This window comes from Brachybacterium kimchii (assembly GCF_023373525.1).
Classification (GTDB): Bacteria; Actinomycetota; Actinomycetes; order Actinomycetales; family Dermabacteraceae; genus Brachybacterium; species Brachybacterium kimchii.
Genome location: NZ_CP097218.1, coordinates 2212403 through 2225510, shown reverse-complemented (window position 1 = coordinate 2225510; position 13108 = coordinate 2212403). Strand labels below are relative to the sequence as shown.

Here is a 13108-nt window from a genome sequence, read left to right as displayed (position 1 = left end):
GCTCCCGCGGGTCCGCTCAGTCGATCCGTTCCCAGCCCGGCGGATACTCGCTCGGCGACCAGACGTTCGCGTTGATGACCGACCGGTACACGCCGCCTTGATAGCTCACCACGGCACCGGCCGGGTAGGCGTCGTGCGCGCCTGTGGGCTGGACCCAGGCGGGAGAAGGTCTCTCGAACTGTGGGGCGGCGGTGAAGGTCGCGGCACTGTGCGTGGCATCGGTGAAGACCGCAGAAGCCGGCGTGCCGACGCCGACCAGCAGAGCGACTGCGAAGGCGGTGGCGAGGGTCGCCGCGGCGACGGGGGCCTCCCTGTCGCTGGCGGACGCCCGCTCCGCCTCGCCAGGTCCGGCCGGGCGCATCGGTGGTCCGTCGGCTCCGGGCGGCGTCGGTGGGTCCGCGTCTGCGCGGTCCGAAGGGATGCGAGCGGCCGAGAGCAGAGTGATCAGCACGAGCCCCACGAGAGTCAGCGGCAGGTACCGGCCCTGGGCGGCCCACACCGCCGGACGCCCGATCCAGGGGATCCGCAGCACGCCGACCCCGTGCACGTGCGCAGGCGCCACCGGAGTGGAGTCCGCGTGGGCGTTGGCGTCGCCGCGCAGCACGAGATCACCATCGGCGGTCGCGTGGTCGTAGCGGTGCAGCAGCTCACGGCCGGGGTGCGCGGGGTCGTCGACCCGCAGCACCTGGCCCACGCGCAGACCGGCCGCGGGGACCTGCCGGGTCACCACGACGTCCCCCGTCATGATCCGCGGCTCCATCGACCCGCTCATGACCACCGTCGGCTGCCATCCCAGAGCCAGCGGCAGCACGCTCCAGACCAGCAGGCCGGCGAGGGTCACCAGAACCGTGCGCGCGCATCCCGCCAACAGGGCTCGCGCGACGATGCGCGTCGTTCTCGCATCCATGGCACGGCTCCTTGCGGGGAGGAGAGGGACTGGGCGCGACGGCGTCACTTCGAGACGCTCTGCGCCTCCCACGTGAACCCGATCCGCGCGGTGCCACCCTGCGCGGAGTCCGGTGCGTCGGCGCTCAGGGTGTAGGTGAACGTGTACGGGGTCGAGGCGTCGCTGCCGCCCTCGGCGCGGCCGAGGTCGATCCCGCTCGCGAAGTCCGAGTGGTCGGCGGCGAAGTCGGCCAGCGTGCCGGTGTAGACGGTCGATGCGTCGGCACCACTGCCCGCGACGATCTTCAGGTCGATGTACTGCGCAAGGTCCTGAGTCGTGGCCTCGTCCTCCCCGTACAGGCGGGTGGCGGCGTCCAGGGTGCCGCTGTACGTGGTGACGATGTCGTTCGTGCCGGTGTCCCCGGGAGCGAGCTCCTTCGCGTCGAACATGGCGGTGCCCGCGTCGTCGTCGGTGATCTCCACCTGGCCGGCCTGCCAGGAGTTGCCCGGGTTCTCGGTGGTGTCGCTGAAGGCTGCGTAGGAAGCGTGCCAGATCAGCAGCGAGCTGAGGACGAGACCGGCGGGGATGCTGCCCCACTTCATGAAGCGGACGGTGCGGGACGACGAGGCCATGGGGGCTCCATTCAGGAGAGTCAGGGAGTGCCCGAGACACCCGGGCCGGGCACGCGTCCATGCGTTACCCGTGGGTAGCATCTGTCCGGATTGCTCAGAAATCAAGCCTTATGTCGGGCACGTCCGCCCCGCAGGAGGGAGACCTTGAGCACACGGGATCCATCGAGAGCACCAGGGTCGAGCGGCGACTCACGCCTCCGCGGAAGGCATGCGGATCGTGAACGCGGATCCCTGCCCTTGTTCGGAGCGCACACTGATCTGTCCTCCGTGGGCGCGCACGATGCTCTGGGTGATGGCAAGCCCCAGCCCGTGCCCGGGAATCTGCTTCTTCGCGGCTGTCTCTGTGCGGTAATACTCCCTGAACAGGTTCGCCTGCTCGTCCGGCGTCATGCCGATGCCCGTGTCGCTGACCTGCGCTTCGACGGCTCCCTCGACGTCGGTGACGGTCACGTCCACGTGGCCACCCGACGGCGTGAACTTCAGAGCGTTCGAGATCAGGTTCACCAGCACCTGCGTCATCCGTGCGGTGTCCAGCGAGATCAGCCGGTTCTGGCGCACGGTGCATGTGAGTTCGACACCCACGCTCTGGGCGCGCGGGCGCAGGGTCGTGCAGGCCTCGCACGCAATGTCGCCGAGTCGCGCCGGGGACCGGTCCAGGGACCGCTCGGCCGCGTGCGGGGACATCCCATCCAGCAGGTCGCCCACGAGGTGCAGCAGCTGCTCGGCGTTGCGTTCGACGACGGCGAGCTCCTGGCGGATCTGCGGGTCCATGCGCGGATCGTCCATCGCGAGCTCGAGGTACCCCAGGATCGAGGTGAGGGGCGTGCGCATCTCGTGGGAGACGTCTGCCGTGATCCGGCGTTGCTGCCGGGCGTGCTCCGTGAAGGTGCTGATGTCGTTGAAGACGATCACCGCGCCCCCGCGCTGTCCCTTCGTGTCGACGATCTGGCGGGCGGCGGTGGAGACGGTGCGGCGCTCGCCGCCGGGGTCACCGAGCACCACGATGTAGTTGGTGAAGGTCTCCTGGTCCACGGCGCGGCGAACAGGTCGCACGTGAGGGGGGATCATCGCGCCGGTGTCGGGATAATGCACCAGGAGCTGGTCCTCGGCAGGGTCCGGCTCACCTTCGGGCAGCGCCAGGCGGTGCAGCTCCGTCTGAGCGCGATTCATCATCAGGTCGTGGCCGTCCTTGTCGACGATCACGATGCCGACCGAGAGGCTGTCGATGACGTTCTGGAACAGGTTCTCCTGTTCGGTCGTCACCCTCAGCATCTCCGTCTTCTGCCGCAGGGCCTCCTCACTGCGATGACTCTCCTGCACTGATCGTGTCGTGGCCATGGCGATCATGAGCGTCATCTGCAGCACGACCAGAGCGAGCAGCACGGAGCGCACGACCGCGGCGCCGGTCGGGTCCGGATACGCCCGCACGAGCGTGGGGATCGCGAACGATATCGTCACGGCGACGGTGGATGCCGCAGCGCCGACGTAGCGCCAGCTGTAGGCCGCCCACAGCGCGGGGACGAAGGCGAGCAGCGTGACCGTTGCCGCCTCCACCCGGAAGGCGTCGCGTAGGGGAGCGACTGCCAGGATGTCGGCGATGGGGATCCAGATCGCCGCACTCGGGCGTACCCGCAGCACGTGCCAGGTCGCCGTGAGAACGGTGACGAGCGCGAGGGCGATGATGCCGGCCAGGTATTCGGGGCCGAGCACCTTCTGGGGGCTGACGATCGCGAGCAGCGCGCTGATCGCCAGCACGAAGGCGAAGAACCAGCACTGCTTGGGAAGGTGGTGGTCCCGTGAGGCGATCGCCAGGAAGGAACGCCGACGGGAAGCGTCGGGGGTCGACATGCGAGCACTCTTCCAGACTCGGGTGAACTGCCAGACCGAATGATGGAGAGTGACTTCGCAGGGGAGTGCGTGGGCTTCCCGCTGCGAGCGACGGTCAGTTCGTCCTACCGGCCCGTCCTTCCATCCCCCTCTTCGCCGCGCCCCGCATCCCATAACCTGGAGCGTGACAACGGTCGGGTCAGGGAGGTCGAGCGCATGGGCACAGCGACGGCAACGGTGATCGAGGATGACGACGACATCCGGCGTCTCCTCGAGGTAGTTCTGAGCCAGGAGGGGTACGCGGTCACGACCGCGGCCAGCGGAACAGACGGGATCGCGTCACTCATCGCCGAACCACCGGACCTGGCGCTCGTGGACGTCGGCCTGCCGGACATGGATGGATACGAGGTGGTGCGCCGCGTGCGCACCGCCGTCATCGGACTGATCGTGATGCTGAGCGCCCGCTCACAGGCCGAGGACGCCAGGCTGGGACTCGAAGCCGGCGCCGACGCGTATCTGACCAAGCCATTCCGTCCCCGCCAGCTGCGCCAAGAGCTTCGGAACCTCGTCGCCAGTGCCCTCACCGGCGACGGATCGGCACCGCCTGCGTCTGAGTGAGTGAGGGCTGCTCCATCAGTGGCACCTGCAGCAGCTCGCGCCGCACCGATACCTCCTTGCGAAGCATATTCACGGTCTCCTGGCCGACGGCGGTGACGACCGGCAGCTGTGCGGCGGCCGCGTCCGTGTCCCCGCGCTCCAGCGCGTCCTCGAGATCGCCCGCGGCGCGCTCGAGGCGAGTGGCGCCGACCATCGCCGAGGAGACCCTGATGCTGCCGATCGCATCCCGGGTCTGCATCGGCGACTGCGCGGCGAGGGCTCGCTCCAGCCTGGCTGTGCGCGTGGGCCACATGATCGCCCAGCCGGAGACGAAGTCAATGCCCAGGTCGGAGCGACCGTCGAGCTCGGCCGCCAGCTCCTCGAGCTGCTCGATGCTGAGCAGCGGCAGCGCCGTCAGGTCTGCCCCAAGGGCGACGTCGGCGAGGACACGACCGTCTGCGTTGCGGCGAGTCTTCGCCCAGCCGGTACGGCCGGTGACGGCTCGCCAGGCCGCTCGCATGTAGTAGACGTAGGTCAGGTATACGTAGACCAGGTTGGCGAGCCCCAGCGCGACGCACTGGCTCCGGGAGATCTCCTGATCGGTGACAGTGCGGTACACCAGCCCCCACACGGCGTAGGGCAGGACCAGGAAGAACAGTCCCGCCAGTACGAGAGTCAGCAGGCTCGATGAGGACCAGTAGTCCAGGGCAGACTGCGCCACTCCCAGGACCAGCAGAAGGGGACCAGCACCAGATTCAGCATCATCACGACGGGCTGAAGCATGAAGTAGTGGATCTCCAGGAGGCCGGCAAGGCTCAGATGACCGCTCTTGCGCAGCCCGGGCAGCGCGGAGGCGCACTCCATGTTGCCCTGCGCCCAACGGGTGCGCTGAGTGATGAGGCGTCGGGTGAACGGGAGAGCCTCCTGGGAGACATGCGCCTCGCGCACATAGTGGTTGTGCATGCCCATCTGCAGGATGTTGAGGCCCAGCTCGTAGTCCTCCGAGAGCTTCTTGCCCCATGGCTTGCCGCGCCGGCTGGCGAGGGCGTCCAGAACGGATAGCCGCGTGAACTGGCCGTTGCCGCCCATGCCGACCGTGCCCGTGCGCACCCTCAGCACTTGCATGGCCGAGTTCGTGGTGCGGAACTCCAGGTCCTGCATGCGCACCAGGAACCTGCCGACGATGTTGAGCCAGCGCCCGTCAGTCGGGCGGGGACGGCGGTCCCCGCGGTTCTTCATCCACACCTCGAGCTGCACCGCGCCGATCTCAGCGTCCCCGAACGCCTGCGGGCCTGCGAGCATCGCGAGCGTGTTGTCGGAGAGGTAGCCGTCGGCGTCCAGGACGCCGATCACAGTGCGGTGGCGCATGTCCTCGGTGCCGCCCACGTGCTCGGAGACGATCCGGTAGGCGGCGTTCAGGGCGTCGCCCTTTCCGGTGCGGGCCTCGGGGGCAATCCGGGAGATCAGGTGCACGCGCTGGTCGAACACCATGAGGCCCCGCACCACCTCCGCGGTCGCGTCCTCGCTGGCGTCGTCGATCACCCACACGTGCAAGCCCGGGAAGCTGGAGCGTGCCGCTGAGACGGTCTCGGCGATGACGCTCTCCTCGTCGCGGCACGGCACCAGCACGTGCCACTCCAGGACATCTGGGTCGCCGGGTGTGTTCCGCGGATGCCTGACCTCGCCGGAGAAGATCATCAGCAGCAGCGCAACGTAGGTCAGAGCGCAGGCTGCGACGACGGTCAGGAGCAGCACGGCGACGTCTCGCCAGATCTTCTCGCCGAAGGATCCGAACTCCCCCGAGAGCCCGAAGACGAAGACGGCGGCGACGCCGAAGAGCACGGCGAGGAGCACTGTCAGGAGGGGCCTCATGCGGGTGCTCGCTTTCGCAGATGATGCCGCGTCGGACACGTCGATGCCCTCCCCAGTGCATTCGAGGGAAGGGGGAGGGCATCAGCGTGCAAGCGGACACGTCGGCCCGCCTGCGGTCGCCCCGCACGTCCACGGAGCCAGCCTCAGATTACTGATCAGTAGGCGCCTGCACGGCCCGAATGGGTCACCGTCTCGTCACGATCTTCGGCACTGTGCGGGAGTGGGCGAGGCTGCGGCTGAAGGGACGTCAACGTCTCGACTCGTCCTCCGGCGGGCTGACGGGCGAGGCGGCGGCGCGCTCGCGCTCACGGCGGCTCTCCTCCTCGTCGTGACGGCGGAAGCGCCGACCGATGACGACGCCGACCACGACGAGCAGGATCAGCACGAGCGCGGAGATCCCGTAGAAGGCGAAGAGGGGCTCGAGCGGCATCATTCCCACGAGTCTAATCCTCGGCGCCCGGGTCCGACGACGGAGGGCGGGGCGGCCTCGGATGAGACCGCCCCCGCCCTCCGTCGTGCGGAGCTGGGGTCACAGACCCCGCTCGGGGTCCTCGATCCCGTCGTCGAGCTCGCCCTCGCGCGGACGACGTGCCCGACGCACATGGCTCTCGGACACGCTGAACGGGTCCGAGTCGTCGACGGGGCGCGACGTGCGCCCCTCGGTGTCGGTGTCGGTGTCGGTGTCGGTGTCGGCGTCGGTCTCAGGGCGCGGCGTGCGTCCGTCGGCCTCGCCGACGGGGCGAGGCGCCCGGCCGTCGGCCTCGTCCACGGGTCGCGGCGCGCGTCGGTCGTCCGCCCTCGGGCTCTCCACGGGGGTCTCCGCGCCGCGCGGATCCTCGTACGCGTCACCTGACCGGAGCGCGGTGGCGCCCGCGGTGGGCGAGGCGTTCCTCCGATCGGTGGCCGGGCCGCTCGCGGTCGCCTTGGCGTCGATCTCGTCCTCGCTCAGGACGCGGCCGTCGGCGTCTCCGGGCTGTCGGCCGGGGTCGCGTGACGTGCCGGTCGCCGGAGCGGCCGCACCGTCCTCCGCGATGAGCGAGCCCTCGCGCGACGCGCCGCCGTCCACCGGTCGAGGATCTTGGTGGCGGCCCTTGGTCTGCTCACTGGGCAGCGGTTCGCGATGCGTCCCGGCGGGAGCATCCTCTCGGTGTGCGGCGTCGTCGACCCCGCCGGCATGCGGCCCGTCCTCGGCGCGGTTCTGGCCGGCCTGCACGCGACCGGCGCCCGTGTTCTGCGGGGCCCCGGAGTCCTGCAGGCTCTGCGGGGCCTGCGCTGCGCGCTGATCCTGCGCGGCCTGGGCATCACCGGAGTGCGCACCGGCGGCGACGCCGGCGCCCGCTGCAGCTCCTGCGCCACCGGCCGCTGCGGCACGGCCGCCCTCGGCTGGTGCGGCATGGGCGCTCTCGCCGGGCGCGGCATGGCCGTCCTCGGCGGGTGCACGATGGGCACCGCGGGTGTCGTCCTCGTGACGGCCCTGCGGCCGATGTCCGTCGGCGAACTCGGCGGTCTCTGGCGCATCCTCGGGGATCCGCTGATCGCGAGGGGCTGCGCCCGGCTGGGCCGCGCTCGCCTCCCGCGATGCGGGCTGCGTCGACCTCTCGCTGCGCGCCTCCGGCTGGCCCGTGCGCTCCGCGTGCGCTCCGGGCTGCGGTGAGTTCTCCGTGTGCGTGTCCGGACGGGGCGTGCGCTCGTCGCGGGTGCTGGCCGGATTCACGGTTGCCTCACGGGGACCGGTGTCGACCGTGCGAGCATCGCGCGGACGCTCCTCGACCCGCTCCCGCTGGGCCGCATCCTGCCGTGCCGTGACGCCGTCGGCCCCGGCACTCTGGTCCGTGCGGTCGACGTGCTCCTCGTGCGAGGCGGCAGCTCCTGCACCGGCAGCTCCTGCGCCTGCCACACCGGCTCCGGCGGCGACACCGGCACCGTGCCCGGGAGCTCCGCGCTCGTCGGCCCGCGGTTCGGCGTCGCCGGCGTCCCGAGCGGTCGTCTCGTCGAGGGGCGCGTCGGAGCCGCGTCGCCCGCCCGATGCCTTGGCGTCGACGTCGGGGTCGAGCTCATCGGCCTGGCGGAGCCGGTCGTCCACGTCGGCGCGCGCCCTGTCGGCATCCTGCCGCTGCTCCTGCGCGGTCTGGTCGCGGCGCTCGGCCTCGACCTTGGCCTTGTCGGCCTCGAGCTCCGTCTCGCGCGCCTGGATCTCGCGCTCCTTGACCTCGACCTGGTCCTTCTGCGCCTCGTTCCGGAGCTCGGCAGCCCGCTGGCGGTCGATCTCCTCCTGGCGGGCGCGCCGACGCCGGGAGCTGACGACCCCCACGATGATCAGGATCGCGAGGACCACGATGACGAGGATGATGACCGGGATGACCCAGCCGGGCAGGTTACCCATGTGCTTCTCCTTCGATCTGACCCGTTCTTCCGGGCCGGGAGGACGTGCGCGGCAGTCACTGCCGTGCTGTGCATTCCACCAGATATATGTGGTGGGCGCCACATCGGCTGCCGAATCGGGCCCAGCCGGTCCGCGCTTCCGGGACTCCGCCGTCAGGGAGATCCGCCCTGTCGCCGTGCCGTGAACGCTTCGTCGAGGAGGCCCCGGACGCAGAAGGGCCCCACGAGCCGAAGCTCGTGGGGTCCTTCTCTCAGCACTGGCCCGGCAGGATCCGTCCTGCGGACGGTCGCGCGCCGGGCTGACGCGGAGGCGTCACTGGCGCACGACGATGTTCTCCGAGTCGATGAAGCGGCCGACGGGCGAGGCGAGGGTCTCGATGACCCGCGCGACGTGCTCGGGCTGCATGATCGTGGACGGGTCCTCCTCCGGCGCCAGGGTGCGGCGCAGGGCGGTCGCGGTGCGGCCGGGGGAGAGGCAGACCACGCGGGTGCCGTAGATCGCGAGCTCCTCTCGCATCACCTGGCTCATGTTGATCACGGCCGCCTTGGAGGCCGAGTACGTGAGCCAGCCCGAGCGCCCGTTGATGCCGGCGGTCGAGGCGATGTTGACGATCAGCTTGAACACGTTGCCGTGGTTCAGCAGCCACTTCACGATGAGGAACGGCGCGTAGACGTTCACGTTCATCGTCTTCTCGAAGTCCTCGATCTCCGCCTGCTGCAGCGGGACCGGGTTCGTGTAGCCCGCGTTGTTGACGAGGATGTCGATGTTGCCGACCTCGCCGTGCACGGACTCGAGGGCCTCGTGCAGGGAGTCGCGATCGCCCACGTCGACGTAGCGGGTGATGATCTTGCGGCCGACGGGGCTCGAGGAGCGCAGCTCCTCGACGGCGGCGTCGAAGTCGTCGGACTTGCGGGCGAACATCACCACGGTGGTGATGTCCTCGCTGTTGTGCAGGAAGCGGCGGGTGGTCTCGAGACCGATCCCGCGCGAAGCACCGGTGACGAGAGCAGTCTTAGTCATCGTCTTCCTCCTCCGGGCGCAGGAGGAATCCCGCCATGCGCAGATCAGTGGGCGTGGTGACCTTGAAGTTCACGTCGGAGCCGTCGATGAAATGGACGGGGTGCCCGGTGACCGCGACGAGGGTCGCATCCTCCGTGTAGACCTTGTGGTCCTGCTCGGCCTTGGCGTGGGCGTCCTGCAGATCGGCCTTGGAGAACTTCTGCGGCAGCTGCACGTTGCGCAGCTGGTCGCGCTCCAGCGAGCCCGTGACCTCGTGGGTCTCGGGGTCGACGGGTGCCACGGTGAAGGAGATCGGCGTCATCAGCGAGACATTGCTGTGCTCTGACGCGATGAGGTCCTCGAAGTTCCTCTTCGTCACCAGCGGGCGCGCGGCCTCGTGGATGATCACGTCGTCGTTGGTGCAGTGCGGGAGCATCGCGGCGACGGAGGAGTGGCGGGAGTCGCCGGCCTCGACGAGCGTGACCGGGGTGGAGATCGCGTAGTCCCGGAGGACCTCCTCGACCTCTTCCTTCCACTCCGGCGGGTAGTTCAGGACGATCTGGTCGATCTTCTCGACCCGGTTCGCCATGATCAGCGCGTAGACCAGGATCGGGATGCCGCGGAGTTTCAGCAGCTGCTTCGGCTGGTTGGCGCCGATGCGAGCCCCGATCCCTCCGTTCAGCAGGATCAGTGAATACATGGATGGGTTCCTTCGTGCAGTCGGTGTCGCGCTCCGCTCCGCTGCGGGGTTGCCGCTCCGGCGTGGTCACGCGACCGCTACGTCGGTCAGCCGGGAGTTCACCTCCCGGACAGGTGCTCGTAACCATACAAGACGAGACCTGCGCGGCCGCGCAGGTCTCCGAGGGCACGCATTGCGGCGGCGAGCATGCGGAGCGAGGTGTGCGTGAGAGTCGCCTCCCGTGCACTCTGAAGGCACCTGGCGTTCACTTACGATCGGGGGATGACCGCTTCACCGCTCCCCGTGTACTACCTGGGCGACAGTCACGTCCGGTACTTCAAGAAGGCCGCGAAGGCCGGTCTCCTCGCACCTCACGAGCTCACCGGGGTCGAGGTCGGCGGTGCGACCGCCGTCGGCATGAGGAACCCGAACTCCAAGACCGATGCGATCGGCCGGTTCCGGAAGTGGATCAGCGACAGGTCTCGAGAGGCGATCGTGGTGTTCCACCTCGGCGAAGTCGACTGCGGTTACGTGATCTGGTACCGCGCCGACAAGTATGACGAGCCCGTCGAGCTCCAGATGGAGAACTCGGTCGAGGCGTACTTCGAGTTCATCGACGAGCTGCGGGGCCTCGGATTCCGCCGCATAATCATCACCGGCGCCACGCTTCCCACGATCACCGACGACGACCAGGTCGGGGAGGTCGTGGTCAAGCGGAGCGCGATCACGGCCACGCAGAAGCAGCGCACCGATTTGACGCTCCGGTACAACGAGATGCTGAGGAGGGAAGCCGTGCGACGCGGGCTTCCCTACGTCGACATCGACGAGGACGTGCTCGACTCGAAGACGGGTGTCGTGGACGAGCGGATGCGCAACCCCAATCCGGAGGACCATCACATGCACGGGAGCGTGGCGGCCGTGCTGTGGGCCCGGAAGCTCCGCGACGCCGTTGCGACGTATCAGGAGACCGCGCCCGCTCCGCGCATCTGGACGTGCACGCACGCCACGTACCTGAAGGCCTATCCGGGACATTCCCAGCGTATGCCCGTCGACATGCGGCATGCGGTCTCCGTCGGCGACGTCGTGACGGGTGACGAGGTGCAGACCCAGGGGCAGTACACGGTGATCAGGAACGCCCGGATCAACGGGACGAGCTACCCCCTTATGGGCCTCTTGCACACGGAGCACTACGGGCCGGCCACGCCGCCCGAGTCCGACGCCGCGGGCGGCCTTCTCGGGCTCCTGCAGAGGATCTTGCGGCGCCGCCCCAACGGATCGCCGCGGGGAGCCCACGCGCACTGACGCCTCCGCTCTCGGCGGCGCGAACCGAGAGCACACGACCGGCGGCCGATGGCCAGCATCCCTACGGCTGCTGCGAGCCCGCCTGCGAGAACCCGTTGTCCCCACCAGCGAACAGACCACCAAGAAGAAGAGACGAATGCCCGCTTCCCGCCCCGTCGTACGCAAGGTCGTCAAGCTGCTCCGGATCTGGGCAGTGCTCGTGGACGTCCTCATCATGGCCTCGGCGTTTCTGGTCCTCCTGTATCCGGACGCATCGTGGACCGTGGTCGCACTCGCCGTCCCGCTGCTCGTGATCATGTGGCGCACGCGCCGCTCGCTCACGCGGCGTCTGCGGTCCGTCGGCGCCATGGGTGAGTACCTGGTCGGTCGCTATCTGCTGCTCATCGTGGGTCTCGTCCACGTCGCCCAGCAGGGTGTGCCGACGCTCCTGTGGATCGTCTCGGGTGGTCTCCTCGCGCTCGCGCTCGAGGCCGAGCGCTTCGAGGTGCGCATGCACCGGCGCATCCGCCCGTACGCAGCCCACCTGCCCGGTCGAGATACCGAGCATCGTCCCCGCTTCGCCTACGGCTACGTCTACTCCCTGGTGATCCTCGGCCTCGCCCTGCTCGTGGTCACTCCGTGGCTCGGAGCGGCAGGGGCATGGGCTGTGGTCGCCGTCGGGCTTCTCGCGGTGCTCTTCGCCGCGGCGGTCCTCGTCGACATCGTGCAGCGGATCTCGCGGCGCAGCTCCGCACTGCGTGAGATGCCGCAGATCGTCGAGGATCTGGAGCCCCGGTTCTTCGTGTACTGGAGCGCGCAATCAGGATCGGCCTTCCAGATCACGATGTGGCTGCCGTATCTCGAGCGGCTCGGAGTGCCCTTCGCGATCATCGTCCGCAACGACGCGAACTTCCGGGACCTCGAACGCGCCGTCGACGCCCCGCTGATCCTGCGCAGGACGCTCGCTGACCTGGATGCGGTGATCGTCCCGAGCGCCCGAGCGGCGTTCTACGTGAACAACGCGGTCCTGAACAACCACATGATCCGTTACTCGGAGCTCATGCACATCCAGCTCCTCCACGGGGAATCGGACAAGGCCGCGAGCACGAACCCGGTCACGCGCATGTTCGATCGCGACTACGTTGCCGGACAGGCGGCGATCGACCGCTTCGCCGCGCGAGGGATCTCCATGCCCGAGTCGATGTTCCGCATCGTCGGCCGGCCCCAGGTCGAGGGTGTCGAGGCGGCTCGGGCGCCCATCGGCGAGATGGCCGCGCCGACCGTCCTCTACGCGCCCACGTGGCAGGGCTTCCACCAGGACGCGCAGTACTCGTCTCTCGCGCACGGTCCAGATCTGGTCCAGCGGCTGTTGGAGCGCGGCTGCACCGTCGTCTTCCGTCCGCATCCGTACAGCTACAGGACGCGGTCCCTGCGCAGTGCCTGTGCGCGGATCAAGGCGATGCTCCAGCAGGATGCGGAGCTGACCGGACGGGCTCATCTTTACGGCGTTCTCGCGGAGAAGGAGATGACCGTCTTCGACTGCTTCAACGCGTCCGACGCGATGATCTCCGACGTCTCGAGCGTCGTGGGTGACTATCTCCACTCCGAGAAGCCGATGGCGATGAATTCGATGCATGCCGCGGTCGACGACTTCCGTCGTGAGTTCCCCACCGCTCGTGCCGCGTACGTGATCGAGGGCTCGGAAGAGGGACTCATCGATGTCGAGGACGTGCTCGACGCGATGCTCGGTCCGGACCCGATGTCCGAGGTGCGCAAGGGCTTCGCGACGTACTACCTCGGAGACATCCCTCGCGACTCCTATGCGGAGAGGTTCCTGGCCGTTGCGCGTGAGGATCTGGGCATCGAGTCCGAGCGCGTGTCAACGACTGGTCATGAACGGGCTGAGCCGTGACAAGTCGGCCCGGGCACTGACAGCTGCGAAGGTGGTCGCC

The 13108-nt window shown here is 68.9% G+C and carries 12 protein-coding genes; 3 read left to right on the top strand and 9 right to left on the bottom strand.

Translation table 11 applies throughout. From position 1 onward, the window contains the following. Window positions 1-16: 16 nt before the first annotated feature. The 3 genes from M4486_RS10475 to M4486_RS10465 form a co-directional block, all read right to left on the bottom strand. Window positions 17-907: a S24/S26 family peptidase gene (locus tag M4486_RS10475; RefSeq protein ID WP_249477042.1), complete on the bottom strand. Its 891-nt coding sequence runs from the start codon at window positions 905-907 to the stop codon at window positions 17-19. Between the two features lie 44 nt (window positions 908-951). Continuing rightward, the gene (locus tag M4486_RS10470; RefSeq protein ID WP_249477041.1) at window positions 952-1518 is read right to left on the bottom strand and encodes a CalY family protein; all 567 of its coding nucleotides are present in this window, start codon (window positions 1516-1518) and stop codon (window positions 952-954) included. Window positions 1519-1707: 189 nt separating this feature from the next. Then, a complete protein-coding gene (locus tag M4486_RS10465; protein WP_249477040.1) occupies window positions 1708-3366 on the bottom strand; it encodes an ATP-binding protein in 1659 nt (552 codons plus the stop codon). Between the two features lie 195 nt (window positions 3367-3561). On the opposite strand from M4486_RS10465, the gene M4486_RS10460 reads away from it, so the two are divergent. Further along, the gene (locus M4486_RS10460) at window positions 3562-3963 is read left to right on the top strand and encodes a response regulator transcription factor (protein WP_249477039.1); all 402 of its coding nucleotides are present in this window, start codon (window positions 3562-3564) and stop codon (window positions 3961-3963) included. Here M4486_RS10460 and M4486_RS10455 read toward each other — a convergent pair. From M4486_RS10455 to M4486_RS10430, 6 genes are all read right to left on the bottom strand, one after another. After that, a complete protein-coding gene (locus M4486_RS10455; RefSeq protein WP_249477038.1) occupies window positions 3926-4663 on the bottom strand; it encodes an Hpt domain-containing protein in 738 nt (245 codons plus the stop codon). The two genes, M4486_RS10460 and M4486_RS10455, sit on opposite strands and share 38 nt — an antisense overlap. Then, a complete protein-coding gene (locus M4486_RS10450) occupies window positions 4618-5814 on the bottom strand; it encodes a glycosyltransferase (protein ID WP_249477037.1) in 1197 nt (398 codons plus the stop codon). The genes M4486_RS10455 and M4486_RS10450 overlap by 46 nt, the downstream gene beginning before the upstream one ends. Window positions 5815-6061: 247 nt before the next feature. Beyond that, window positions 6062-6247 carry a hypothetical protein gene (locus M4486_RS10445; RefSeq protein ID WP_249477036.1) on the bottom strand — a complete coding sequence of 62 codons (186 nt, stop codon included), beginning with the start codon at window positions 6245-6247 and terminating at the stop codon, window positions 6062-6064. 96 nt (window positions 6248-6343) lie between these two features. Beyond that, complete coding sequence (locus M4486_RS10440) at window positions 6344-8197, bottom strand: hypothetical protein (RefSeq protein ID WP_249477035.1); 1854 nt, start codon at window positions 8195-8197, stop codon at window positions 6344-6346. A 312-nt stretch (window positions 8198-8509) separates the two neighbouring features. After that, window positions 8510-9217, bottom strand: a complete 708-nt coding sequence (locus M4486_RS10435) for an SDR family NAD(P)-dependent oxidoreductase (RefSeq protein ID WP_249477034.1) — start codon at window positions 9215-9217, stop codon at window positions 8510-8512. Next, window positions 9210-9896: an IspD/TarI family cytidylyltransferase gene (locus M4486_RS10430; protein ID WP_249477032.1), complete on the bottom strand. Its 687-nt coding sequence runs from the start codon at window positions 9894-9896 to the stop codon at window positions 9210-9212. Before M4486_RS10430 ends, M4486_RS10435 begins: the two co-directional genes overlap by 8 nt. A gap of 261 nt (window positions 9897-10157) precedes the next feature. Between M4486_RS10430 and M4486_RS10425 the strand changes: the two genes are divergently transcribed. Beyond that, the gene (locus M4486_RS10425) at window positions 10158-11177 is read left to right on the top strand and encodes an SGNH/GDSL hydrolase family protein (protein WP_249477030.1); all 1020 of its coding nucleotides are present in this window, start codon (window positions 10158-10160) and stop codon (window positions 11175-11177) included. A gap of 136 nt (window positions 11178-11313) precedes the next feature. Further along, a complete protein-coding gene (locus M4486_RS10420) occupies window positions 11314-13068 on the top strand; it encodes a CDP-glycerol glycerophosphotransferase family protein (RefSeq protein WP_249477028.1) in 1755 nt (584 codons plus the stop codon). Window positions 13069-13108 lie beyond the last annotated feature (40 nt).